The sequence below is a fragment of the Actinomycetospora soli genome (assembly GCF_021026295.1).
Taxonomy (GTDB): Bacteria; Actinomycetota; Actinomycetes; order Mycobacteriales; family Pseudonocardiaceae; genus Actinomycetospora; species Actinomycetospora soli.
This window is the reverse complement of the sequence record NZ_JAJNDA010000031.1, coordinates 15,351-39,431: the sequence shown is the minus strand read 5'-3', so window position 1 is coordinate 39,431 and position 24,081 is coordinate 15,351. Positions and strand designations below refer to the sequence as shown.

The window sequence follows — 24,081 nt, the reverse complement described above, 5'->3', positions numbered from 1 at the left end:
ATCGCCTCCGCCCGATGCAGGCGCCGGATCTCCGCCCAGTCCTCCACCTTCAACACCCCTTCCCATCGGCAAGGGGGTCCAGATTCACCCGTCGCAGAGGGGTCAGGATTCAGGCGTCGTCAGCAGCAGCGGTCCGCGGAAGGTCAGTGGCGCCCATTCCCCGAAGGGCCAACCGGCCCCGGAGTAATGCACGAAGCAGCTGCCGTCGCCGCCCCCAGAGGTGAAGCGGGTGAGGACGGAGAGGAGTCGGTCGGCGGTCGGCTGGTCGAGGCTGCCCTCGCAGGGCTGGGTGATCCAGTCCGGCCAGCGCACGAGGCTGAACCAGCGGAAGCACGGAGGAGCGGGCTGTGTGCGCGCCGTGGTCGCCAGGGGCTCGCCGAGCCGGGCGCCGAGGTCTCGCCACCACAACCGCGGCCACCCCGGCGGTGGGGACGGGAACCCCGTGATCTGGGTGGCGAAGAGCCCCCCGCGGGGTAGGCGCTCGACAGCGAGGACGTCGGAGGGATCGGCGCCAGGCACCTCCCACATCCCGTGGAGGACCCAGGTCTCGGCGGGCCAGACGTGCGGCATGAAGCTCAGCGATGCCTCGGGGTCGAGCTCTCGGAGCCAACGAAGCTCGTCGGGGTCCGCGAGCTCGAGCCCGTAGGAGAGGTTCATCCTGGTCAGCGTCCCGGACAGAAGGAGCCGATGGCGGCGCCGGCGACCCCTGCGGCCTCGCTGGACGGGAGACCGCTGGCCTCGGCGACCTCCTGGTAGATCTGCTGGCGGGGCACGCCGTCCACGATCAACCCGCAGACGCCGTAGCCGAGATCGACCGCGGCGCGCTCGTCGGTGACGACGACGCCGACGCGTCGGACGGCGGTGAGGAAGATGCGTTCCGGGCCGGGTCCGTAGTTGGTGACGCCGGGCGGCACCGCACCTGGCGGTGCCGCGCCTGGTCGAGCCGGAACGTTCGGGCTGACGGGCGCGCTGATCGGGGCGGTCACCTGCCGGCGGGCCTCGAGTCGGTCAGCGATGAGCTCCACGCTGAAGATGCTCCCGACCAGCGACACGATCAGCGCGGCGACCGCGACGGCGAGCCCGACCTGTGACACGCGGGGCCGCGGCGCGGCGCTGCGGGCGAACGCGATCACCGCGCACACCAGTGCGCCGAGAGCGATCAGGACGGCGAGGAAGCTCACGACCGGCACCCAGCCGAGCCCGACCCCGATCGCGCCCAGGATCAGCCCGGTGACCGCCAGCCCGGCGCCCGACCGAGGTGTCGGAGGTGCCCACTGCCCCGTTGGCGCGGGAGCGGGCCAGGTCCCGGTCGGCCCGAGGTAGTCAGCGGTCCGGGTCGGCAGCGGGTTCGGGGTCGGCGACCAGCCACCGGGGCCCGACGGTCCGGTCGCGGGCGCGCCGAACAGGTCCGGCCGGCCGGGCGGGCGCGGCGCGGAGCTCGGAGCGCGGCCGGGTGCCGCACCGGGACGGGAGAGGGGGGCGGCGGTGCGGGGCTCCTCGATGCTCATGACGGGGCAGACCGCGCAGCGCGGCTCGACGGTTCCACCAACTTCGCTGTGACCTCCGAGCTGCAGCATCAGGTGCGGTGGCGGCGTGCTTGCTGCGCGGGCGGGGGACCGCCGATGCTGACCCGGTGGATCACGACGAGGCCCAGCTGGGGTGGGAGCTCGACCGGCTGGCCGGGGCAGTGGGCCAGGGCGGGCCGGCGATGGTGGCGGGCTTCCTGCCGACGGTCGAGAAGAGCCACGCGGAGCTGCTGGCGCTGTCGCTGTCGGGCTGCGAGGAGACGGTGCTCGCCGCGTTCCGTCGCCGCAGTCGCCATCCGCTGGTGCGCCGCCCGGAGCCCGGTGTCGTCCAGATCAGCGGCGTGCTCGGCGCGGGTTGCTTCGCCCTGAACCCGACGATCGTCCGGGTGCGCCTCACAATGCGGCACGAGGCCTCGACCCTGGTGTCGGTGACCGCGAAGGCGAAGGAGGGCCTGATCCCGCAGCGCACCGCGGCGTCCGCGATCAACTACCTGTTCCGGCGGCTGCGCCGCCTCGCCAGCCCCTGACCTGGAAGGCGACCGCGGCGACGCCGACCGAGGGGTGGGGGAGCTATTTCGCGGTTTCGGGGAACCGTTCGGGATGCGGCGGGGGTCTACCTGCTCGACAGCTCGGCCTGACACGGCCAGCGGGCGGCTCGAGGGGTGGATCGTGGTCTATGTCGGGGGACTGCTCGGGCTGGCAGCGCTGCTGCTGTGGTTGTTCAGCATCATCGACGTGATCACGGCCGAGGAAGCGGACTGCCGGGCGTTGCCGAAGCTGCTGTGGCTGCTGGTCGTGCTGCTGGCAGGGACCGTGGGCGCCGTGCTGTGGCTCCTGTTCGGCCGCCCGCAGCCCGCGCGGTCCAATCGCCCTCCGGACCCGGTCTCGGCGCGTTTCCCTGAGTACGACCGGCCGAACCGGGCGATGCCGACCGACCCCCTTCAGGACGAGGCGTTCCTCGCCGGACTACGCGAACGCGCCGCGGCGCAGCGCCGGCGAGAAGCCGAACGCCGGAACGGGCAACGTCTTGAAGAACATTCCGGCGACCGCAGGGAGGATCAGCCCAGCGCCGGGTCCGGTGAGGGGCCGGACGACCCGGGCGTCGATGCGGGCATCTCGGATCGGTGACGTTGCCGGACACCGGCACGAAGGGCGGGGAGCAGGGTGGACGACGCGAGCGGAGCCGACCACAGCGCGGACGCGCCGGGTGGGGCTGGGCGGTCGGTGGCCGAGCTGCGCGCGTTGCGGTTGGTGTCCCAGCTGCTGGACCCCCGCGAACTCGACGCCGGCGCAGCTGAGCACCTCCTCGCCGTGCTGCATGATCCCGGGGACCTCGTGGTCGTCGAGCGCGAACTCAACCTGACGGTCGTGGTGGTCGACCTCGAGGACGGCGTCGGGCGGATCGAGGACCTCATCGCCCCCGACCACGTCACCGTGGCGGTACCCGAGCTGGTCGCGCTGCTGCGCGACCACCTCATCGCCCTAGGCCGCGATCCCGCCGCGGCGCGACGGCAGTCACCGCGGGTCCCCGGGCGCCGCTGGATCACCGCGCCGGGCCGCGCGCCCGAGGAGACCTCCCCGCCTGCCTGAACGTCGCCGCCCCGGCAGGTGTTGCCGGGAAGCACCGCAGAGCGGAAACGGAGTGAAAGCGGCGACGTGGACAGCCATGTGGACAGCCATGATCGGATGAGGCCGGGGGGAGCAGATGGCGGCGCAGACGGAGACGGTGCGGGGCCTAGAGCTGCGGCTGGTCAGCGAGTTCGTCATGGACGGCGCTCTGCTGACCGTCACCGACAACACGACGACGCGGCCGCTGCTGGTGGTGCGCCGGGACCACGCTCGCCCCAGCTGGATGGCCGACGTCCGCAACGCCACCTCCGACGGCGTCGAGCTGGCGCTGCTCGAGGACATCGTCGCGCTGGTCCGCGAGACGCTCGCCCTGGCCGACCCGCCGCCGCTGCTCGACGCACCGGGCTTCAGCGACGACATCGACGCGTGGTGCCGACCGAGCGACGCCGATGCGTGGGCCAACGGGCACTGCTTCGAGATCACGATGTGCTCGCTAGCCGACGACGACGACGGCATCGAGTTCGTCTCGACGAGCAGCCCGCACCGGCTCGACCTGGTGCAGTGGGGCGGGCACGGGTCGCAGACCGCGAAGGTGTACCTCTCAGGATTCCCGAGTGTCCGGCCTCACCAGCCGCACAGCGACCTGGTGGTACTCGACCTGCTACTCGACCGGGCGCGCCGCGAGCTGGGCATCCCCCGTCCGGCCCGTCACCTGGCGCCGCCCACAGGTGCGGGTCGTCGGGTCCCGCCGCGCCCGCCGCTGCCGGTGCCCTGGCCCCGTGAGCTGGAGGTCCCCCCGGAGGTCGGGCGGCTGCACACCCTCGGGATGGCCGCGCCGAGTGGTCTCGTCGCGTGGGAGCTGCTCGCTGGGGACAACGGCCGGGCCCGGCAACACCGGCACGACGAGCTCTACCCCGGCACCGGCCGGGTGCCGTTCGCCGCGCGGATCGACAACGACGACCACGCCTGCCTGATCCCGGCCACCGGCGAGGTGGTCATCGTGCACATGCACGCCAGCAGCGGCTGGGAGGCCCGCGGCGAACGGTTCCCCGACATCTGGGCGTTCCTGGAGACCCGACTGATGCCGGACCTGCTCGAGCGCCTCGACGACGACGCCAGCTACGCCCGCGACCACCCCGAGGTCATCAGGACCGACGACGCCTACGCCGTGCCCGCCGCCTGGCCCGCGGAGGCCGCGATCCCGCCAGAGCTGGCGCTGCTGCACGGCGCGGGCCTGGTCGACCTCGACGCCTGGACGCTGCTGACCGGCGAACACGGAACACACCTCGCCTCCGACTCGCTCTTCTTCCCCTCGAACCCGGACAGCGAGTGGGTGGTGTTCGCCCAGCGCCGCGAGCGGGGTCTGCGCGCGTCCTGGCACCGCCACGACGGGCGGGTCGCGGTCACCCGCTGGCTCGACGACCCCGCCGACAGCCCCGAAGCGACCTACGACGACGTCCGATCGTTCCTCGCCGGCGCGGTGTTCCCCGACTTCCTGGCCCGCCACCGCGCCGAGTGCACCGCCGAACGCCGCGAACGTCGCCTCGAAAGCAGGGCCGCGTTCAGCCCCGCGCGCTGGTGGCAGCTCCGGGCCCGGATCGACCTGTTCGACGACCCCCGGATCATCGGCGAAGGCCCGCACTACGCGCTGCCCCCGCAGACCCGCTCGCTGCTGGTGTTCCCGCTCGACCCCGACCTGCTGCCCGACGCGGCGGAGTGCTTCGGGATGTTCCTCGACGATCTCGACGGGCAGTCGTTCGTCCCCGGCCGCCGCGACGTCGACGTGGTGATCACCCCCTTCATCGGCGAGACACTGCGGGCCGCCGGTGTGCCGGACCGCTTCGAGTTCTGGGTGACCTCAGGGCGGAAGCGAGTCGGTCGCGGGGTGATGCTCGGCGAGGTCCTCGACCCCCGCTTCCCCCGACGCGTCCCGCACGACTGGCCCCCGCCGGGCCACGGAACGTCATGACGAGCTCCACGCCGGACGCCCCGTCGACCGCGCACGACCCGCGGATTCCCGTTGCCGGTGACCGCGTCTGGGTGGATGCGGTGCTCCGGGAACTCCTGCCGCTGTCCGAGAGCGCACGGTGGCGGTGGATCGGCTCGGAACTCGCCGCCGGCCCACGGGTCGAGGCGGTGCTCGAGGGCCTGTGGCGCCACCGCGAGCACGACGGCGGTGACCCCGGCCAGGTCGCGGCCACCGTCGCGCTCCTCGCCCGCGACGAGGTCTGGATCAGCGAAATGCTCGTCGACGGCCCGGTCGCCGTCGCTGCACGGCTGGCCTCCGGGCGCGGGCTGGACCTCGTCGACCACGACATGCTGGTCGACCGGTTCCCGGCGCTGCCCCGGGCGGTCGCGGCCGCCGTGGCGGTCAACCCGCGGCTACGGCGGCGCCCGGAACTCGCCCAGGCACTGATCGGGCGGGCCCGCCGCGCCCTCGGGCCGCGCACCGCAGCCCGGATGCTGCCCGCCCTGCCCACAGCGTGGCTCGCTCGCCACCTGCCCGAGCTGATGCACCTGTCCGGCTTGGAGTGGCGCGCGATCGCCCGACACCGACCGGGCGAGGTCCTTGCGATGGTCGCCGCCGACCTCGACGACACCCCGACCGCGGTGCGGGACCGGTGGTGGGACCAGCGGGGATTTCCCGCCGCGGTGGGCGTCGTGCGCGCACACCGCGAGCAGGCGGCGGCCGTGCTTGACCTGCTTGAGGCGCGAGGACCCGCCGACCGAGCGCCTGCGGCGTGGCTGTGGCGCGCCGACCTGGCCCACGCTGCTCCCGCGCGGGCCGCCGCCTACCTGCTCGCCCCGAGCCGCGCCGGGTGGCTCGCCCGCCACCGCCCCAGCCGCGCCGTCTCCCGCGTCCTGCCCGCCCACGGTGAAGTCGAGGAGGGCCGCTTCGGTGCGCTGCGACCGTTCGGTCGTGCACCCGGGGCCGTCGACGACCAGCCAGAACCCGGGCCGGTGGTGCTCCCAGCATGGGGCGCGACCCGCCGCGACATCGTCGACCTCGCCCGGACCCACCACGACCAGCTCCCGGCCTTCCTCGCCCACGTGGGAGAACCGTCACTACATGGTGACGGATCGGTGGACGGGGACGACGCGGACCGGTGGCACGCTCATCCGCTGCCGACCGCCACCTGGCTCGCGGTGCACCGCCGCGCGCTCGCCCGCGCCCTCCAGCTCACCGCCGATCATTCCCGACCGCGGGAAAGGTCCTCCGCGCTGGTCGAGATCGCCGCCGGGCTCCAGGAGGTCCCGGTCGAGGTCCTGCTCGCCATGGTCGACGAGCAGCCCGCGCACGAACGCGCCGCGATCCTCGCGGGCCGCCGCAGCGAACCGGACGTGTTGCTCCGGGCGCTCCTGGGTCGCACGCCGGCCGTCGACACCAAACATCGCGCCGCCGAGATCGCCGCCGCCGCTCGCTGGGTTGGCCCCGCGCGTGCGGGCCAGCTACTGGCCGCGACACGCGAGCAGCTCCCGCCCGCGTCCACCGAGGCCGCAGCGCTGAACACCACCGGTATCGCCCTTCGATTGCAGGGCTGGCTGGGTCTCCTCGACCGGCCCGCTGAACTGCGATCCGCACCCCGTGAGTGGTGGCTCGACGACGGCACCACCGGAGTCGACGACCGCCGACCGCGGCTGCGTCGAGCGATCAAGGCTTGCTTGGACGATCTGGGTGAGCCCGGCGACCCCAGTGTGTGGTTCAACCCGCTCTGGAACGCAGCTCGCCAGCCCAACAGCCGCGCCCTCCTCGCTCACGAGCTCAGCGAACGCGGACCGCTCGGGGTGCCGCTCCTCGCTCGACCCATGCTCAAGGGCATGGTCGCGGTGATGACCGAGCCCCTCAGCACCCGTCATCCCGACCTGGCCCAACGCCTCGCCGGACGCTGGCTCGGGGTGCCCGACGCCGAAGGCGTGATCGTCGAGCTGATGGATCGAGTCGTACCGGCTGACCAGGAGGCCGTGGAACGACTCGAAGGAGCCCGTTCAATGCTCGACCACGGAGAGCCTCTCCTCGGCCTGGAATACGTCCTGACCGATCTCTACGAGGACCTGCTCAGCCTCTTCAACGCCGACCGCGAGCGGCCCATCAGCGCCGCCCGCGCATGGAATACCCGCTACGGCTTCGACTTCGATGCGCTCGATTAATTCGACCAAGAATATCCTTGGCCCGCGTTGTCTTTACCAGAAGAGAATGAAGCCGATGATGAGCAGTACCACCAGAGCCGCGGCGAGCTTGAACACGCGATCCTTCCGTGCCTCCTGCCTAGCTGCGAGAGCTCGCATGTCCTGATCGATGCGATCGCTGGCGGCCCGCGATGCGATGATGCGCCGGTTCCGCTCGATGTCCTCCAGTATCAACGGCCAGATAGTGTACTCAATAGGCCTCTTGGCGTGAGGCTGGAACTGCATCGAGTTAAAGCGGTCCCCAGGCTTGAGGACGGTCCTCTCGACTACTGACATGCTGTCGAGGAACGGCGAGTCGGAGTCGCCCCCGTGCGAATACGCGGTCGTAGTTACGCGCCCATCTCGATGAAGAGTGCGAGTCCACTTCTCCGTGCGGACCACGCCTTCCTCTTTGCCCAGCGTGAAGGAGCAACCCCGAATCGAGAAGCGAGCGTGAGGCCCCAGGACCTCTTGCAGTACAGACGCCGCGTCCTTCGCAGTCCAACCCCACGTCTGACACGTGACGCCGTCGCCGAGCTCTGTGATGCTGCCGCGCAGGAAGGCGACGACCTTCTCGCGTGAGGCAGCGGGAAGAGCCCGATAGCGTGTGATCTCACTCGATTCGCTCGCCTCTCGGCGACTCTTCCTTTCGGCTCGCTCGGCTGCGCTGCAGCCTACGCAGTACCAGCCCGACAGCTCGGGTATCCGCTGGTGGCAATCGAAACAGCCGAGGGTGCCGCAGTAAAGACAGGTGGTCTCGGGGAATGCACCACATTTACACGTTGCAGCAGTCAACTTTCCTCCACGCGACGCGCTTCTCCCAGCAAGATCGACCCGGCTGTCCTGTTTGTTAGATCTTCTTTGGGGTGTCACCGTGTCGGCGGCTGACGCTTCCGTCGCTCTACCAGAGAGCACCAGCTCTCTCGGCGCAGCGATCGAGGAACCAGCCGGTCCGTCAGGCCTAACGCACGATGAAGCTGCCTTCGGCGATGGAGATTTCGGCGGCGTCGCGCACGGGATCGTCGGTGGCCATGGTCAGGAGACATACCTGGCCGGGGGCGGCGAGCTGGGCGACCTGGGTGACGTGGACGCGGGTCGCGCCGACCTGCATCTGGTAGCGGCCCACGATCTTGCCGCGTGGGCTGCCCCCGACGGGCCGGACGGCGTAGGCCGGAGGGATGGGCCCGGCGGCGATGGGCAGGACGGCTTGCTTCATTTCCTCGGCGAGCTGCTGGTCGGTCTGCGCCTGGACTCGCCCGCAGAGCCCGCCGATAGTCGGGCGGTAGCCGGTAGCGGTGGTGGTCTCGCGGTCGATGGCAAGGGCGCCGGACCCGTTACGGACGGCCGCCGCGATGGTCGGGTTGGCGGCGACTTCGGGCGCGTCGTCCGGCAGCACTTCGAATCGCCTTGGGATCGAGGTATCCCACAGCGGGATCCGTGGCCGGAACGGCTGCAGCTGGCTCGGCGCCGCGGGCGGCTCGGGCAGAGGGGTGGACGGCGGCGCTGGTGTCGGGCTGGGAGTGCTCTGGGTTCCCGATGCCGGGCTGGGGACGGTCAGCAGGGTGGTGACGACGCTGGCGTCGCGGCTGGCGACCCAGGCGCGGGCGCCGTCGGAGGAGACCGTCACCATCGACGCCCCGGGGGCGAGCGGCACTGCACCAACGGCCGTGGAAGCGGCGGCGTCGATGACGTGCAGCTGGTTGGTGGCGTTGTCGATGACGTAGGAGCGGCGCCCGTCCGGGGCGAACACCACCGACTGCGGCTTCCCGCCGAGCGGGACGGTCGCAGTGACCGTGCCGGTGGTGAGGTCTAGGACCGAGACGGTGCCGGCGTCGAAGTTCGCGACGTGGGCGATGCGGCCGTCGGGGGAGATGTCGACGTCGTGGGGACTGGTGCCGGGACCGATCGGCACCGCCCGCAGGAAGCTGTTCGTGCGCAGGTCGATCTCGTCGACCTCGCCGGACATGTGGGCGGTGACCAGTGCGCGGGTGCCGTCGGGGGTGATCGAGATGGCGTGCGGGTTCTTCGGCAGCGCGATCTGCGCGACCGGGGTGTTGGTGACGGTGTCGAGGACCGAGACCACGGAGCGGTTGTGGTGGGGGACGTAGAGCCGGGTGCCGTCGGCGGACATCGCGGAGACGAACAGCCAGGTCTGCCCGGTCTTGCGGTCGGCGGGCTGCCCGGTCTCGATGGTCTTGACGATCTCCCGCTTCCCGGCGTCGATGCCGGCGACGAGGAGCTTGTCGGCGCTGAGGTCGTTGTAGGTGACGTAGACGTTGTCGGTGGCTGGGTTGAGCACCACGAACCGCGGCAGCCCGGGCAGCGGGATGGTCGCGGTGACCGTGTTGGTGGCGGTGTCGATGGCGTGTACGGCGGGGGCCGCGGGGTCCGACGTCGTCGTCCAGGCGGTGGCGCCGTCGCGAGAGACCGCCACGGTCTCCGGGCGCCCGGCCACGGGCAGCGTTGACACCGGGAGGGGCAGCGGGTCGCTGGCCGGTGTGATGGTCGCCGCGGGCGCGGGAGGAGCTGCCGCCGGGTCGGGGGCGGCGGGACCCGCGACCGGCGCGGGGGCGGAGGCCGCGTCGGAGCGCTGGGCCAACGCGATGGCGCCGGTGATGGTGCCCGCGAGCACGACGACCGCGACGGAGATCGCGGCGCCGGCGAGCGCGACCCGCCGGGACGGGGGTGCGGGGGCGAGCAGCGGGCTGCCGGTGACGATGGTGGTGGTGTCCAGGCCGGCGACCGAGCTCGAGCGGGTGCCACCACCCCAGGTCAGCGCCACCTTGCGGCGGGGGGTGCTGGCCCGGAACTCGCCGTGCTCGATCGCGCGGCGGGCGACGGCGATGAAGTGGTCGACGCTGCGGAAACGGTCCTCGGGGCGGGTGGCCATCGCACGGGCGATGACGTCGTCGAGGAAGCCCGCCTGCGGTGCTGACGTACTGAGGCGCGGCGGCGCCGACCGGAGCTTGGCCGTCATCTGCTCGGCGGGGGTGGCCTGCTGGTAGGCGGCGCGCCCCGCCAGGCAGGTGAACAGCACACAGCCCAACGCGTACTGGTCGGTGCGGGCATCGGCGTTGCCGTAGTACTGCTCGGGCGCGAGGTAGGGGGAGGTGCCGAGCACGGCGCCGCGGGCGGTGACCTCGGTGACGTCCTCGGCGGCGGCGCGGGCGAGCCCGAAGTCGGCGAGGTAGGCGTAGTCGCGGCCGGCGGAGTCGACGCCGAGCAGGATGTTCGAGGGCTTGACGTCGCGGTGGACCAGGCCGTGGCGGTGGACCTCGGCGAGCGCGTCCGCGACCTGAGCGAGGATCGCGACGGCGCGCCGCGCGGGCAGCGGGCCTTCGGCGATGGTCTCGGCGAGGTTGCCGCCCTCGACCGGGCGCATCGAGAGGAACAGCCGGCCGTCGGCCTGGCCGTAGTCGTAGATCGGCACCAGGTGCGGGTGCTCGAGAGCGGCGGCGTGGCGGGCTTCGCGCAGGAACCGGGCCCGGGCGTGTTCGTCGCGGGCGAGGTTCTCGTCGAGCAGCTTGAGCGCGACGGTGCGCGGGACGCGCTCGTCGGTCGCCCGCCACACCTGAGCAGCGCCGCCGATCCCGAGCAGCTCGTGCAGCGTGAACGGCCCGATCTTCTGCGCTACCCCGGTCACGACGCCTCCCCGTAGGCCCGGACCGCTGACGTGTTCGCGCCCCCGCGGCATTCCAGCTCATAGATCACCGTTTGGCCAGTACGCGGCGTTTCGATGGGGTTGCGGCGGTTCACGAGTCGACGCCGGAGACGATGGCCTCGATGTCGCTGACCACCTCGGCGAGCGGCTTCGAGAACGCGCCGCCGTGGGCGTCGCGCCAGAGCCGGTAGCCCTCGAGGTCGGGCGGGTCGTCGTCGGCGGCGACGACGGCGATCACGCTGGCCTCGAACGCCGCGCGGGTGATCGGAACGTGCCCGAGCCAGGTGGAGACCCCGCCCTCGGTGTTGGGGTTGGACACGCACACGCCCTCGAGGCGGGCGTGCACGAGCGCCCCGAGCTCGGGGTCGTCCTCCACGAGCAGCACGTGGGCGCGGGAGGCGTGCTCGCCGGGCCGGGTGCGGTAGCGCCAGACCTGGCCGGCCGTGATCTCCACGGGGCCCTCCTTGTTCTCGGATCGGGCGCCGCGCCGGCGGCGCGCCTTGGCGATCATGACCTGACGGGGCGGTTCGAGGCTGCGGCGCAACCAGCGTGGCTGCATCCAGCGCGGGCGCTTGAGGTCGAACACCGCCGCGAGCACGAACCCGACCGGCACCCACAGCGACCCGGCGGCGAACGGGACCATCGCGAGCAGCACGTAGGCCGCGGAGTCCTTCGGGAGGTCGGTCATGCCGGTTGCGTGGGGCAGCACGATCAGCGCGTAACCGGGACCGCAGATCGCGATGATGGTCCTGCGGGCGTCCCCGACCCAGCTGCGCCAGCGGCCGGTGAGCGCCGCCCAGCTCGCGCCGAGGGCGAGCAGACCCAGGACGCCGAAGAACAGGCGACCGTTCGGGTCGACGTCGCGGCCGGAGCCGGCGGCGAGGACCACGTCGCCCAGGCAGGCGGTCGAGGCGGTGCACGTCATGGCGGGTCAGACCGGCCCGAGGTCCGATCTGGTTCTCTGCTCGGTGATGTTCGCGCGGGCGGGCAGCGCGCCGACGTTCGGGAACCGCTAGCCGTGGGCGGCTGAGATCACGGCGAGCGCGTCGGTGAGCTCGGAAGTGGAGAACGACCACGTGCGCCGCCAGCGGCGCTTGCCCGAGCTGTCCCGCTCCCATGTCCAGGTCGCGGCCCGATAGGCGACGAACGATCCGGAGGTCGAGGCTCGTTCGCCGTCGAAGAACGAGTTCCGACGCCTGCGCAGCTTCTTGAGCGCATGCACGGAGGCGGTGGACGGCTCGAGGACGAGCAGCACCGCGTAGCGATACTCGTTGGCACCCGGAAGCCGTCGTCGGTGATCCAGTGCACGACCAGGTCCACGTCGTGCTCCGCGCCGCCGAGCAGTACCTGCCACCCCGGATGCTGCGCGCCCACCGCGCACAGCGCCCGCAACACCTGATCCGGCGCCGACCGGCCACCGGCCCCCGGCCGTGACGACGGCCCGCCCACGACGCCCCCGCCCACGACGCCCCCGATCTCGGCGCCCCCGATCTCGGCGCCGGCCCGCTGGCCCGGTTGGGTCGCGGTCCCCGGGTTCTCGGGAGTCGGGTAGGCCGTGCGGCGCTGGGTGACGGTGAGCAGGACCCCGCCCGCCATCAGCGCCAGGAACAGCACACCGAAGCCGACCAGGGCCCAGATCCACCCCGAGCCCGCCGCGACCGCGATCGGCTCCCACGCGCCAGAGGCGACGTCGGACTGCGGAGCGGGCGCAGCGGAGGCCGGGTCGACTGGTGAGGCCGCCGCCCCGGCAGCAGGACCCGACGCGACGAGACACCCGGCCAGGGTCACCGCGCCCGTGCGCCTGCTCCACCGCCCCCGCCCCGCTGGTCGGCCGTCGCACGGACAGGTCCTCCGAGCTCCGTGCCAGGAGCGGCCGTCGGGCAGGCCGACGCGGGCGGGCGCCGGCTGGCGTGGGGAGAACGTCGCTGGTCGGCGGCCGTCCCGCCGCAGATCGGTCAGGGTTCGCGGGGGCGGCTCCGGTTGATGCGCATTCGGCGTTGCGTCACTCCTGCTGACACGGACTGGCAGCTTCTCCACGTGCAGGGTCTGGGAGGGACGTGGTGGGGGAGTGGGGCTCTCGACGGCCGTTCTCTTCGGCATGGAACCAGTCCTCGAATGGGCCGGGTGCCCCGGCGTCGGTGTAGCGCAGCCAGCTCGCGATCAGCACGCGGAGGGCGTCGATCCGCCGCCACGACAGGTCGGTCGGAACGCCGGCCGGAGCGTGGCGGAGCAGGACGGCCAGCTGCGCAGCGCGCCACGCCCCGAACTCGACGCCTCGTCGGCCAGCGCAGTCGGGGCCAGCGCAGACGAAGTCCAGCAGCAAGAACTCTGCTTCGGCGAGCAGTTCATCGGCCAGCGCCCGCCAGACCTCCGCGCTGCTTGATCGCAGCGCGACGTGGATCAGGGCTCCCGTGTCCGGGTCCTGGTAGATCGCGTCTTCGGTAGCGAACCGCGTGAAGAGCCCGCAGCTGTAAAGCCCGGCGATCATCCTCCGATGCAGCACGGCCCACTCCAGGACAGCGAGGTCATCGAGGTGGCGCTGCACGAACGGCGTGACGAGGTCGGTCTGCATCGTCATGCACAGCGCAACGGCCTCACCAGCGCCGTCGAACCCGGTCGCCCGCACCGCGATCGCGTCGAGTTCCTCGGGGCTGCCGGCAGCGTCGATGAGGTCACGGGCGGCCTGTTCCTGGACCGGGCCCTTGCCCTTGCCGCGCCACGGCCGGAGGACGACGTCGCGGTAGCGCCGCCAGGCCGCGTCGAGCGCGGGGCGAAGCGGCGCGGCCGCCACGACGAGACCGTCCTGCGTCATGGCTGGTGCTCCTCGGACTCCAGTGACTCGGTGCGGGTCTCGGTGCCGGTTTCGGCGGGCAGGGTGTAGACGATGGTGAGGTCGCAGCCCGCGAGGGGGGCGACCTGGGCGGTCCCGTGCAGCACCTCGAGAGCCCAGACCGCGGCGTGCAGATCCGTCGCCGCCAGCTCCGACCAGCCGCGGACCTCGATCAGCGCCCGCCGGGGCCAGAGCTCGACGACGTCGGCGAGGACGTCGTTGAAGCGGTCGTGCCCCGGCCCGCCCTCGAAGTAGCCGCCGGTCGTGGGCCAGACCTCGGGGTGCGGGAAGGCATCGAGGATCCGGGTGAACAGCCGGTACAGGTCGCCGTGGGCGGAGCCGGGCCGGGTTCGGGCGAGGTCGCCGACCTTGATGTGGGTGTAAGGCGAGCCGTCGAGCAGCCAGGACGTGCTCAAGTCGGCGGCCGTGAGCCCCGGGCGCAGCACCCACGGTGTCGAGGACGCGAGGACCTGACTGTGGAGCAGGCCGGTGGCCTCCGGGACAGCAGCCGAGGACACGGGTGCTTCGTCGCGCCCCGAGGTACCGGTCGAGGCCGCGCCGGTCGACTCGCGCAGAGAGAACTTGACCCAGGTGACCATCCCGAGCTCCCGGAACAGGCGTGGCGCGGCGATCGTGCTCCACCCGGCGAGCTGGAGGTCGCGGGACGCGAGCTCGTCGAGGCCGTCCAGGATGACGAGCGCCTCGCGGACCCGTGTCGGCCGGAGCCGGGCAAACTCATACTCGACGCCGCGGCAGTCGTTGAGCCAGTAGGGAAGTCGCCGCAGCTGGGTGTTCAGCGCGCGCCACAGCGCGGCACGTAGCGCGGCAGGTTCGATGTCGAGGTCGAGGACGGCGATGACCTGGGCGAGCAGTTCGGTCTCGGTGCTGACCGTGGTCAGGTCCACCTCGAGGACGGGGACCCCGTGCTCGCGCCACGGCCCGAGAACGGTCTCACGGCGGCCCGGGCGGATCAGGCGCGGCGAGTGGTGATGCCCGAGCTGGTGGACGCCGTCGCGCGCGTCTTCACCGAAAGCCGCGGCGTAGTCGGGGCGGTCAGATGACGTCTGCTGGCTCATGGGTTCCTCGCGCGTCGGTGGTCGGTCGAGGGTCTTCAGTCAGTCCGTGCGGCTGTGTCTGTTGGGACGACGGCGTCGCCGGGGCGGCAGGCACGGAGCGCGGGCGCCGAGCGCCGGGTGGCTGTCTCGTCATGCCGGGCCGTCCGAGGTGGAGTCGCCGGGCGGGGCGAGCAGCGCTCGGACCACGGGGGAGTCGGCCCGTGCTCCCGCGGTTGGATCGACGACGACGGATGCGACTCCGGCGATGTCGACGTGGCCGTCCCGGTCCAGGACCCCGACGCGAAGCCCGTCGACCCAGTCGAGGTCGGCGACCGCGGCAGCCGGGATGTCGCCGGCGACCGCGCCGAGCCCCAGGCCGGCCAGCGACAGCGCGAGCACCTCGTACCGCTCGCCGGTGGGGACCACCAGGGCGGGGGTCGGCCACCACCGCCACAGCGAGGGTCGATAGTCGACCCGGTCGGGATAGCGCAGCACCCGGGCGGGCCAGACGTCGCCTCCCACGACCTCACGCAGCTCGGCGCGGCGCGGGGGTTCGTAGCCGAGCCGCAGGTGCGGGGAAAGGCGGTGGGCGTTGACTCCGGTCCAGCCCCAGTAGGCGAGCTGGGCCGCGGTCAGCGGCGGTTCGTAGCCCTCGGGGCCGTTGAACTCGTCGTCGTCGGGCACCAGGCGGATGAAGCCGTGCTCGAGGCATCTCCTGGCGAGCTGGTGGAAGGAGCCTTCTCCAGGCTCGCACCTGCCCCAATAGCCGTCGTGGGTCAGGCAGTAGTGACCGACGTGCTCACACGCCACGACATCGGCGTCGTCGGGGTCGCGGCAGACCGCCGGGTCGCTCCAGCCCGGGCGGCTGAGCACGGTCTGCCGACGACCCCAGCCGACGTCGCGCCAGTCGCGGCGGGTGCGTTCCCAGGTCAACGAGTCGGGCAGCTCGGCCGGGTCCATCTCTCCTCCTCATCAGTCCCCGGGCTACGGCCGGGCGGCGGTCGGTGGGAGCAGCGCGGGATGCTCGCCGTCCACCTGCGGGTTCGCTATGTCGAGGCTTTCTCGCCCGGCCGGTTGCGGGCACCGAGATCAGGGTCGCCCGAGAATGATCGAGCTCGCGATCGAATTCGGACCCGGTCGCCGCGCGGGGGTCCGGGAGCGTGGCGGGTGCGCGTCTGCGTCGGGCGGGCACGGCGCCGGTTGCTCAGCCACGCAGGCGCGGCTTGTAGGCGGGGCAATAGGCGTGGGTGGCCGCACCGATGACGTAGCCGGAGTCGAAGTCGCTCAGCCCGGCGCGGCGCACCGTCACGGCCTGGGAGTAGAGGTCGGCGCCGTCGAGCCAGGCACCGCACACGCCGCGTCCCACGCCGAGCGCCCGGGTGTCCTCGAGCGCGATCGCCTGGCGGTGCAGCAGCCGCAGGAACAGCTCGTCCGCGGCGGCGGAGTCGTTGCTGACCCCGCGCGTCGGGAGGCCCTGCGAGCTCGGCGCCCCCGCCCCCACCGGGGCCTGCGGGCCGGCTCCGGTCGCGCCGACCCCGCCGCCGGCGACCCCGAGCAGGCACAGCGCGCTCATCAGCAGCGCGATCAGCGCCGCGAGCGCGCTCGTGGCGAGCCCACCGATGGCCGCCCCGCGGCGGGAACTGCCCCGGTGCAGCCCGACGGAGCTGACGACCACCCCGGCGGCGGCGAGCGCCGCGGCGAGGAAGCTGACCCAGGGCACCCAGCTGGTCGACAGGGCGACCAGCCCACACACCAGGCCCGCGACGCTGAGGCCACCCCCTGCCCCGCTGTACCCACCGCGACGGCCCGGGCCGGGATAACCGGCGGTCGGCGACATCACCGGCCCGCGCAGCCCCGGGTGGGTCGGCGCCCACCCGGGGGGCAGGGCCAGCCCCGCCGGCGGGGTCGCGGGGTGCATCGGGCGGCCACCGAAGCGCTGCGGAGCGGGGTAGCCGGTGGGCGGCGCCACCAAGGGACCGAGCTGCGGCCCCACCGGAACGCCCGGGAGGCCCGCGGTGCCCGCGTGCGGCGGGATCGGGCCGGTGGGGCCGGGCCGGTAGGTGGGCTGCTCGATGCTCATGTCCGGTCAGACCAGCCGACTCCACGCTCCGGTTCCCTCCTTTTCCGGGCGAATCGTCATCGGCGGCGACACGCGGCCGGAGTGCACGGGCGGGTCTGCCGGGCCCCGAACAGACCTACGCGGGTGCGCCGCGGGTTCCGTCTCAGCGGGCAAGGCGAACAACGTCACGGCCCGGAACGCGCGGACCGCCCCGGTCTGGTCTGGCCGCGTCGTGAATCTCGATGCCCTCGGCCCTCGTGGCCCCCGCGCCCTCGACGAGCCCGCCGAGCTCGGCGATCTGCAGCTCATGAGTGCCGCTCGCGGCGGCGACAACGCCGCGTTCGACGAGCTGCTCGCCCGCCACTCCCGGGTCCTGCGGGCCACCGCGCTGCGGGTCCTCGGCGACCCCGACGACGCCGACGACGCGGTACAGGAAGCGTTGATCCGGGCCTGGCGCTACCTCGGCAGTTTCCGCGGCGACAGCGACGTCTCGGTCCGGGCCTGGCTTCACCGCATCACCGCCAACCGCGCCCTCGTCCTGCGCAGCCGACGGCAGACGACCCTCGGGGACGCGGCACTCGAGCGGCTGCTGGTCGTCGAACCCGGCTACGACCTCGTCGAGGTCTACGCCGAGCTCAGGGCCCTGCTGTCCGAGCTCTCGCCCAGTCACCGCGAGATCCTGTTCGCCCAGCTGATCGCTGACCTGCCGGTCGCCGAGATCGCGGAGCTTGAACAGCTCGCGCTCGGCACGGTCAAGAGCCGCGCAGCCCGGGCCCGCGCCGCTCTGGCCGAGCAGTACCGGCTGCTGCAGGACCGGGCAGACGACGAATCCGCGGGACGTCGCGTCTGCTCCCGGCCGCGGCCACGTCCCGGCCGGGAACAGCCAGAAGTGCCCGCCGCGAGGGAACCGCGCCGCGATCGCCGCAGGTCTCCCCGGGCATGACCATCACCGCGCTGGCCCGTCTCACCGCCGTCACCGCCCTCGCCGTCGGATCGATCGGCGCGGTCACCGCGCCCGCTGCCGTCGCCGAGGACCTGCCCCCAGCCGTCGTGTGCACCTACACCGTCGACCAGCCCGACGGGTGGGGCGGCACCCGCGCGTTCACCGACGAGGACATGTTCGAGGGCTCGACCTGGCTGAAGCACGGCCAGTCGATCCGCGCCTACCGCGACTTCTACTCCGAGGCCTACGGCAAGGACCTGCGGCTGCGGCGCACCACCTCCGGCCAGCTCGTCGTCGACGACTACCTGACCCGGCAGCGCAACTGCACCCACGGTTGACCTCGCCGCCCAGGCCCTCCGCCCGGTGACCCCTGGAGGGGCCACCGGGTGGAGGAGCCAGCCAGCTGTGGGTCAAGCGGCCGTGGGTTATTCGGCGGGAGGCACGTCCCGGGTGGTCGGCAGCGAGCGCAGCCGGCGCAGCACCCGGTCGTCGCTGGTCTGCACGTCGAACTCCCGGCCGCGGATGGCCTCGATACCCACGACCGGGCGCCAGCGGCCTGCGGGGGAGGTCTCCACGGCGCCGACCAGCTTGCCCCCGTGCATACATATCCCCGCCAGTAGATCGATCAGCTCGGGGCCGCTCAGCCCGTGCTCGGTGTCGCCGAGCCGGTGCAGCGCCGCGACGCCGTGGGGCCGGCCGCTGCCCTCGGTGTACCGGTCGGCCGACCACGTCAGGCCGGGCAGCAGGGACACCACCAGCGCGACCAGCTCGCCGATGAAGTCCCCGCCGTGATCGGACTCCGGGTCGCCGACGATCACGATCGGCGGCCGCGGGACGGTCTCCCGTAGGTCCTTGATGAGCCGGTCGGCACGCGGCAGGGACGCGGGTGTCGTCGCCGCCGGCGGGGCGGGGCGGCGGTCCACACCGCCGTGGTGTGCGGACGAGGCGTCCGCGGCGGGCCAGGGCTGGGTCGCCGGGGGTTCCCAGTGCCTCAGCTCGGAGACGAACGGCCGGAGGGGGGCCGGCATCGGCGGGTCCGGGACCTCGACTGTTGCGGCGAGTAGCGCGTGGAGGGCGTCGGTCAACCCAGCCGAGGACGCGGTGTCGAAGTAGCCGCTGACCACGCTCGCGAGGTTCGGGTCTTCCAGGTCGATGACGTGCAGGTCGACCTGACCGTCCTGGCCGACCGTGAGCTCCCCGGCGCGGCGATCCGCCCACAGCTGCAGGTGCGCGGCGCGGCGGAGGTTGTCGGGCAGGCCCGGCAGCCACGGCAGCACGGCGCCGGACAGCTCCACCTCTAGTCCCGCGCTCTCCAAAGCGGTGTGGTGCTGGGCGACCCACGCCCGGAACTCGGCGACGACGTCGACCTCCGGCGCGGCCCAGAGCGCCTGGTGACGTGGCGCGGGCAGCCGGGCCGGGTCGGAGGGTGCGGTCTGGTCACTGCGCCAGATGGGACGCGTCGACTCCGGTTCGGGAGTCTCCGGGAGCAGCAGCACCGGGCGGTCGAGCAGCCTCGAAAGCTCCCGGGCCCACGCCAGGAGCTCGGCGACCTGGGCTGTGCTGGTGAAGTCCTCCGCACCGCCCCAGAAGTAGACCCCGCCGTGGTTGCCGAACGGGGTACGCCACGTCGAGGTCCCGACGTGGAAGCGCAGCATCCACTCGTCGAACACCGCCTCGGGATCGAACATCTCGGCCAGGATCGGCGCGCTCGGCGCGCCGCTGGGGTCGGTGAGCGAGTCGGCCCGACCTTCGGCGTGGAGCCAGGCGATCACCCGGGCCCAGTCCTCCAGGCCCGCACTGAAGGACCACAGCTCGATGATCGCGCCGTCGGCGCGGACCCGCCGCAGTTCGTCGAGGACCGCGGAGACCTCGCCGCCCGTGGCGGGCTCGGTCGCGGTGGGGTGACGCGGCGCCGGCAGCCACCTCGGGATGGGCGCGCTCATGTGCCCTCGAACCAGAGGTCCTCGGGGCTGAACATCTCGTCGTCGAAGCTCATCTCGTCGCGCAGATGCCAGCGGGTGAGCTGGTCGATCAGGCTGATAGCGGCGCGCATGCCGTCAGCGCGGTAGTCGGGGACGCCGATGGAGACGATCTCTCCCGGCAGCATTGCCCGCTCGTGGGCTTCCTGTTCGCGGGCGGGGTCGGTGAACACCACGAGCGGGGTGAACAGGTGCGCGATCGCGACGGCTGACCGAGTCCCCTGGGAGCGGTCCACGAGGACGACCCACTCCTCGTCGCCGCCGGGTGGTTCGTGGTCCACACCGAGGCCGGCGCTTAGGTGCTCGACGAGCGCCATCGCCGCGTCGGGGGTCCAGCCCGCGCGGCGGCTCAACGCGAGCTCCAGGGGCCCGTCGATGTCGCCGACCGCGCAGCTCGCCACCGTCATCCGGTCCGGGGACGGCTGGTCGACCCGGCTGGCGACCCGGGACAGCGGCGGCGTGACGGCGAGGTCGGTGCGGATGGCCTCGACCTCGAGGACGTCGACCTTGATCCGCAGCCGGGTCTGCTCGGCGTGGAAGGACAACCACGCTGGTTCCAGCTCACCGGGCGCGAGGTCGGTGTAGCGGCACCGTGGCGGCTCGACGCGCAGTGTGCCGGGCCGGCCGTCGAGGACCCCGACGACGGCGTAGCTGGCGATCCCGACGCCGACGAGACGCACGACCCGGGCTTCACGTCCGGTGGCGGCGGCGGGGGTGGCGACCTCCACGGTCACCGTGTCCGGTCGCCACAACGGTGGTGCGCCAAGGCCGCACGGTTCGGCCGGGGAGCCCTCGGAGGTGACCGACACCAGCCGGCAGTCCTCGAGGTCGACGACCGGGTCGGCGTCGAGCATCGCGACGACCTGCGGCCGGTGCAGGACCCGGTCGGTCCACACCGCGCTCACCAAACCCACCCGGGAACTGGCGGGCGAGGCGGGAGATGGGGCACGGCGAGGAGAGCGCGGGCGCTGTCTGACCATCCATGTGGCCCGCTCCGTGGAGCAGGGGAGAAGGAAGCTCCCGCATGGCCTCGGCCGTGCCCCGTCATCGTAGGACCTTCCCGTGGCGCCGGGCCACGCTGTTCGATCGTGCGCGATCAGGCCGGGACGAGGGTGTGAAGACGATCGAGGGTGATCAGCTCGGCGTGGGCCGGGAGCCCCGCGGGGCGGGTGCGGCCAACGTAGGTGATCGGCCCGGACACCGCGGCGAGGTCCGCGGCGAGAGCGGCGGCCTGCCCGTCGCCCTCCGGGCCGGCCCCGTGGGCGGGGAACACCAGCTCGATGACGCGGTCCGCGCGGGCCTCGAGCATCGCGAGCAGGTACCCGACGGTCAGCACCCGGCGGCTCACCGTCTGCTGCAGGAACGTGTTGGTGACGCCGCGGTGGATTGTCTCGGCGTCCCACCGCCAGCGGCGCGCCGTCTCGTGGCCGGTCCACCGCGCCTGCCAGGCACCGTCAGCGCGGCGGGAGAACATCACCGGCAGCGTGAACCTGGAGCCGGCGCGCAGCGCGGAGCCTCTGGACCCCGTCGGCACCGCCGGGCCCCGGTGGTCGTGCGCAAGGCGGGCCGGGTAGGTGCGGTAGCCGATCCAGGAGCTAGCCGCCCGGGTGAAGGCCTCGCCCTCGATCACGCCGACCTGCACCACCAGGTGCGTGGCGGCGACCCCGGCGAGGTCGACGTCGACGAACGCCTCACCGTGAGCGAGGGCCTCCACCAGGCCCGCGCTGTGCAGCACGCCGGTCACACCAGGGCGGGAGGGGCTGACCTCGGCGGTCACCGCGAAGTCGTCGTCGAGGCAGAGCACGCTGAGCTCGTAGTCGGTGAAGTAGAGCGCCTCGCGCCAGCTCAGTTCGATGCGCAGCGTCGCGGCGTCCGGCTCGAGCGTGGTCATGCTGCCCGGCGGCATCACCGCGAACTCGCCGACCGCCAGTGGCTTGCCGGTGATCGGCAGCGCCAACGCCCGCACCGCCGGGTCCACGAGCAGCACCCCAGGATCCGGGAGGCGCCGAGAGAGCTCGACGTCGAGCACGCCCGCGAGGGCGCTCGCGGCGCCCGGAGGCAGCGGGGGACGGGTGTCCTCGGCGGTGTGGGCGCGGGGGCCACGGCGGTTGACGAACAACCGTCGGGTCTCGGCGAGGTCGACGTTGTCGAGGTGCTGGTGCAGCGCGCACAGCACCCGCCCCGACGCCCCCGATGCCCCGTCGGCCAGGACCTCGAGCAGGCCCGGGAGCTGCTGCGGCGAGGTGCGGCGCAGCAGCCGGTCCGCCCAACGCAGCAGCACCCCGGGCGTCGAGGCCAGGGCGCGCGCCGCCGTCACGGGGTCGTCGGCGGCGAGCGCGAGCTCCGCGCGGCCCACCGCCGAGCGGGCCACCTGCTCGCCGCGGGCGACCGCGAAGACCCGGGCGGCGTGCGGCCAACGGGCCGCGTGCTCGTGCGGATGCAGCCGCTCCCCGAGCCTTTTCCAGCGTTCCCGGCGGCCCGCGACGTCCACCAGCGCCGACGGCTGGGCGGCGACGATCCGATCAAGCGCCGCCAACAGCGAGCGGCGCTCCCGCCGCGTGAACGACCGCAGCCGCGACGGCTCGACCAGGCCTATGTCGCCGCCCGAGGCGTAGGCGGCCACCCGCAGCACGTCGGTCACCGTCGACACCAGCACCAGGGGGCCGCCGGCGGCCATCCGGGCGGCGTCGACGACCGCCCGGTTCTCCCGCACTGACGCGCCGGGCGACCACGACGCCGCGCCCGGGGCCGCCTCGCTGTCAGCGGCAGCGGCCGTGGACGGCAGGGGATGTTGGACGAAGAGGCCGGCGAGGGCGCCGAGCAGCTCGAGGTCGGGGCCCACCAGCGGCACCGTCGCCCCGAGCAGCTCGGTGTAGGCCCGCCACGCCTCGCGGCCGGGGGAGTCCCCGAGCTGCAGCAACGTGCGGTGCTCGTCGCGGGACGCCGCCGCCGGCGCGCGACGCGCCAGCATCTCCGCGAACGAGTGCGGGTAGCGCCCGTAGTGCGGCAGCGCCTCCAGGTCCAGCTCGATGGCGCGGGTGGGGGCGGCGAGCAGCTGGGCGCGGATCAACGTGGTCGTCCAGAAGTGCTCGGTCGGCGGCACCTCGTGGGGGAAGCCCCGGAAGAAGGGCGAGTGCGCGCCGCGGCGCCGGCCGAGTGCCGCGAGGATCAGCCCGGCGTACCACCCAGCGTCGGCCAGCCCAGCCAGATGCGCCAAGAGCTCCGCGGGAGCGACGAAGTCCTCGGCCAGCAGGGCGATGTCGAGCTGGCGGACGACCACACAGGAGTTGGCCGCATCCCCGGCGAAGGCCGGCACCCGCAGGGTCCGCTCGACCAGCAGCTCGAGCGTGCCCGGAGGAACGACCGCCTCTCCCGGGAGGTCTATGGACGTCGACATGCCCGGGGAGACCTCCTGTCGCCGTCGTGCGGTTCCGGCCCGGTCGGGGCGGAGGTGTCACAGACTCACCGGTGAACGGGGACGGCGACAACAGCACGGTCCCTGCGCAGCCCAGCTGTCGCCGACGGGGCGGTTGGTCGCCTCGTCAGTCGTGCTCGAGACGCAGCCAGGCCGCGAGGAGCAGGGACTCGAACTCGTCGACGGTCATCTTCATGTGCACGGCGGCCTCGGGGTAGGTCAGCTGGTCGACCTCGGTGAGGGCGAGAGCGTCGTTCTGGTCAGCGGACAAGAACGCCAGGCGCCGGCGACGGTCGGAGGAGGGACACAAGCGGGCCAATGCGCGCGCGGCGGCCATCGGGGTGGCTCGCGGTCGGGTACGGCGAGTGTCCACGCATGGGAATGCGACGTAGCGCGGATCGAGTGCGTTGCAGTTGAGGGCGCGACCGCCTCCTGCGTACCGGAACCTGGACATTCTCGTTCTCGCTTTCTCTCGTGTGAGGGCAGCGGGTCTGCCCTCACACGGAAAAGCGGAAGGAATGGTCGGGGCGTGCGGGACCGGGGGTAGGGCTGGGCTCGGAGACGGTTGAGAGAAGGGAGGTCGGCAGGACGCGGCTTGAAGCCCGCGCCCAGGCACCGGAAGATTCCGGGCATGCCAAAGAGAGCCAGCACGGCGGGCGGACAGAGCTGTCGCCAGCAGACCGTGGGCTCGATCTTTACGGCCCGATACTGTCCGCTCCCACGAATGGGACCGGATGACCGTGACCGAACCGCACAGCTCTCACCGACTATGTCGGCGGCCGAACGGCGCTTCGATTGGGTCGTACCCGGTGAAGCCATCGGAAGTATTAGGCACCGACATAGGTGGCGTCAAGACCCGTCGGTGTTGTCGGCTCGC

At 72.8% G+C, this 24,081-nt stretch carries 22 protein-coding genes; 8 read left to right on the top strand and 14 right to left on the bottom strand.

All coding sequences use genetic code 11. The annotated features are described in order from the left end of the window. Window positions 1–102: 102 nt before the first annotated feature. Window positions 103–657, bottom strand: a complete 555-nt coding sequence (locus LN037_RS29375) for a hypothetical protein (protein WP_230760167.1) — start codon at window positions 655–657, stop codon at window positions 103–105. Window positions 658–662: 5 nt separating this feature from the next. Then, entirely contained in the window at window positions 663–1,508 is an 846-nt protein-coding gene (locus LN037_RS29370) for a DUF732 domain-containing protein (protein ID WP_230760164.1), read from the bottom strand. 125 nt (window positions 1,509–1,633) lie between these two features. On the opposite strand from LN037_RS29370, the gene LN037_RS29365 reads away from it, so the two are divergent. From LN037_RS29365 to LN037_RS29345, 5 genes are all read left to right on the top strand, one after another. Beyond that, window positions 1,634–2,053 carry a hypothetical protein gene (locus LN037_RS29365; protein WP_230760162.1) on the top strand — a complete coding sequence of 140 codons (420 nt, stop codon included), beginning with the start codon at window positions 1,634–1,636 and terminating at the stop codon, window positions 2,051–2,053. 142 nt (window positions 2,054–2,195) lie between these two features. After that, window positions 2,196–2,654 (top strand): PLDc N-terminal domain-containing protein, encoded by a 459-nt coding sequence (locus tag LN037_RS29360; protein WP_230760160.1) that lies wholly within the window; start codon window positions 2,196–2,198, stop codon window positions 2,652–2,654. A gap of 36 nt (window positions 2,655–2,690) precedes the next feature. Further along, window positions 2,691–3,116, top strand: coding sequence for a hypothetical protein (locus LN037_RS29355; RefSeq protein ID WP_230760159.1), 426 nt, complete (start codon window positions 2,691–2,693; stop codon window positions 3,114–3,116). Window positions 3,117–3,231: 115 nt separating this feature from the next. Beyond that, a complete protein-coding gene (locus LN037_RS29350; protein ID WP_230760157.1) occupies window positions 3,232–5,064 on the top strand; it encodes a hypothetical protein in 1,833 nt (610 codons plus the stop codon). After that, window positions 5,061–7,244, top strand: coding sequence for a hypothetical protein (locus tag LN037_RS29345; protein ID WP_230760156.1), 2,184 nt, complete (start codon window positions 5,061–5,063; stop codon window positions 7,242–7,244). Before LN037_RS29350 ends, LN037_RS29345 begins: the two co-directional genes overlap by 4 nt. 33 nt (window positions 7,245–7,277) lie before the next feature. Here LN037_RS29345 and LN037_RS29340 read toward each other — a convergent pair whose 3' ends face one another. From LN037_RS29340 to LN037_RS29325, 4 genes are all read right to left on the bottom strand, one after another. Next, window positions 7,278–7,664, bottom strand: coding sequence for a hypothetical protein (locus LN037_RS29340; protein WP_230760154.1), 387 nt, complete (start codon window positions 7,662–7,664; stop codon window positions 7,278–7,280). A 559-nt stretch (window positions 7,665–8,223) separates the two neighbouring features. After that, window positions 8,224–10,905 (bottom strand): serine/threonine-protein kinase, encoded by a 2,682-nt coding sequence (locus LN037_RS29335; RefSeq protein WP_230760152.1) that lies wholly within the window; start codon window positions 10,903–10,905, stop codon window positions 8,224–8,226. A gap of 109 nt (window positions 10,906–11,014) precedes the next feature. Next, complete coding sequence (locus tag LN037_RS29330) at window positions 11,015–11,848, bottom strand: hypothetical protein (RefSeq protein ID WP_230760150.1); 834 nt, start codon at window positions 11,846–11,848, stop codon at window positions 11,015–11,017. 87 nt (window positions 11,849–11,935) lie between these two features. Further along, a complete protein-coding gene (locus tag LN037_RS29325; protein WP_230760147.1) occupies window positions 11,936–12,178 on the bottom strand; it encodes a hypothetical protein in 243 nt (80 codons plus the stop codon). A 47-nt stretch (window positions 12,179–12,225) separates the two neighbouring features. Between LN037_RS29325 and LN037_RS33005 the strand changes: the two genes are divergently transcribed. Further along, window positions 12,226–12,357, top strand: coding sequence for a hypothetical protein (locus LN037_RS33005; protein ID WP_255695231.1), 132 nt, complete (start codon window positions 12,226–12,228; stop codon window positions 12,355–12,357). Between the two features lie 568 nt (window positions 12,358–12,925). Here LN037_RS33005 and LN037_RS29320 read toward each other — a convergent pair. The 4 genes from LN037_RS29320 to LN037_RS29305 all read right to left on the bottom strand — a co-directional run bounded on the left by LN037_RS29320 (window position 12,926) and on the right by LN037_RS29305 (window position 16,888). Beyond that, entirely contained in the window at window positions 12,926–13,735 is an 810-nt protein-coding gene (locus LN037_RS29320) for a hypothetical protein (RefSeq protein WP_230760145.1), read from the bottom strand. Further along, window positions 13,732–14,829, bottom strand: coding sequence for a hypothetical protein (locus tag LN037_RS29315; RefSeq protein ID WP_230760143.1), 1,098 nt, complete (start codon window positions 14,827–14,829; stop codon window positions 13,732–13,734). Before LN037_RS29315 ends, LN037_RS29320 begins: the two co-directional genes overlap by 4 nt. A gap of 129 nt (window positions 14,830–14,958) precedes the next feature. Next, window positions 14,959–15,768: a hypothetical protein gene (locus tag LN037_RS29310; RefSeq protein WP_230760141.1), complete on the bottom strand. Its 810-nt coding sequence runs from the start codon at window positions 15,766–15,768 to the stop codon at window positions 14,959–14,961. Between the two features lie 244 nt (window positions 15,769–16,012). Next, window positions 16,013–16,888, bottom strand: a complete 876-nt coding sequence (locus tag LN037_RS29305; protein ID WP_230760138.1) for a DUF732 domain-containing protein — start codon at window positions 16,886–16,888, stop codon at window positions 16,013–16,015. Window positions 16,889–17,099: 211 nt separating this feature from the next. On the opposite strand from LN037_RS29305, the gene LN037_RS29300 reads away from it, so the two are divergent. Further along, window positions 17,100–17,810: an RNA polymerase sigma factor gene (locus tag LN037_RS29300; RefSeq protein WP_308286210.1), complete on the top strand. Its 711-nt coding sequence runs from the start codon at window positions 17,100–17,102 to the stop codon at window positions 17,808–17,810. Further along, window positions 17,807–18,148 carry a hypothetical protein gene (locus tag LN037_RS29295; protein WP_230760136.1) on the top strand — a complete coding sequence of 114 codons (342 nt, stop codon included), beginning with the start codon at window positions 17,807–17,809 and terminating at the stop codon, window positions 18,146–18,148. The genes LN037_RS29300 and LN037_RS29295 overlap by 4 nt, the downstream gene beginning before the upstream one ends. Before the next feature lie 87 nt (window positions 18,149–18,235). Here LN037_RS29295 and LN037_RS29290 read toward each other — a convergent pair whose 3' ends face one another. The 4 genes from LN037_RS29290 to LN037_RS29275 all read right to left on the bottom strand — a co-directional run bounded on the left by LN037_RS29290 (window position 18,236) and on the right by LN037_RS29275 (window position 23,475). Beyond that, window positions 18,236–19,753 carry a hypothetical protein gene (locus LN037_RS29290; RefSeq protein WP_230760134.1) on the bottom strand — a complete coding sequence of 506 codons (1,518 nt, stop codon included), beginning with the start codon at window positions 19,751–19,753 and terminating at the stop codon, window positions 18,236–18,238. Further along, on the bottom strand, window positions 19,750–20,694 hold the full coding sequence (locus LN037_RS29285; protein WP_230760131.1) for a hypothetical protein: 945 nt from the start codon (window positions 20,692–20,694) through the stop codon (window positions 19,750–19,752). Before LN037_RS29285 ends, LN037_RS29290 begins: the two co-directional genes overlap by 4 nt. A gap of 191 nt (window positions 20,695–20,885) precedes the next feature. Further along, complete coding sequence (locus LN037_RS29280; protein WP_230760129.1) at window positions 20,886–23,186, bottom strand: hypothetical protein; 2,301 nt, start codon at window positions 23,184–23,186, stop codon at window positions 20,886–20,888. A gap of 145 nt (window positions 23,187–23,331) precedes the next feature. Beyond that, window positions 23,332–23,475 (bottom strand): hypothetical protein, encoded by a 144-nt coding sequence (locus tag LN037_RS29275; RefSeq protein ID WP_230760125.1) that lies wholly within the window; start codon window positions 23,473–23,475, stop codon window positions 23,332–23,334. Window positions 23,476–24,081: the final 606 nt, after the last annotated feature.

Bases quoted from the DNA above. Each gene is read 5' to 3' on its own strand.
- LN037_RS29375 (WP_230760167.1), bottom strand. From the start codon at position 657: ATGAACCTCTCCTACGGGCTCGAGCTCGCGGACCCCGACGAGCTTCGT.
- LN037_RS29370 (WP_230760164.1), bottom strand. From the start codon at position 1,508: ATGAGCATCGAGGAGCCCCGCACCGCCGCCCCCCTCTCCCGTCCCGGT.
- LN037_RS29350 (WP_230760157.1), top strand. From the start codon at position 3,232: ATGGCGGCGCAGACGGAGACGGTGCGGGGCCTAGAGCTGCGGCTGGTC.
- LN037_RS29345 (WP_230760156.1), top strand. From the start codon at position 5,061: ATGACGAGCTCCACGCCGGACGCCCCGTCGACCGCGCACGACCCGCGG.
- LN037_RS29330 (WP_230760150.1), bottom strand. From the start codon at position 11,848: ATGACGTGCACCGCCTCGACCGCCTGCCTGGGCGACGTGGTCCTCGCC.
- LN037_RS29320 (WP_230760145.1), bottom strand. From the start codon at position 13,735: ATGACGCAGGACGGTCTCGTCGTGGCGGCCGCGCCGCTTCGCCCCGCG.
- LN037_RS29315 (WP_230760143.1), bottom strand. From the start codon at position 14,829: ATGAGCCAGCAGACGTCATCTGACCGCCCCGACTACGCCGCGGCTTTC.
- LN037_RS29310 (WP_230760141.1), bottom strand. From the start codon at position 15,768: ATGGACCCGGCCGAGCTGCCCGACTCGTTGACCTGGGAACGCACCCGC.
- LN037_RS29305 (WP_230760138.1), bottom strand. From the start codon at position 16,888: ATGAGCATCGAGCAGCCCACCTACCGGCCCGGCCCCACCGGCCCGATC.
- LN037_RS29295 (WP_230760136.1), top strand. From the start codon at position 17,807: ATGACCATCACCGCGCTGGCCCGTCTCACCGCCGTCACCGCCCTCGCC.
- LN037_RS29290 (WP_230760134.1), bottom strand. From the start codon at position 19,753: ATGAGCGCGCCCATCCCGAGGTGGCTGCCGGCGCCGCGTCACCCCACC.
- LN037_RS29280 (WP_230760129.1), bottom strand. From the start codon at position 23,186: ATGTCGACGTCCATAGACCTCCCGGGAGAGGCGGTCGTTCCTCCGGGC.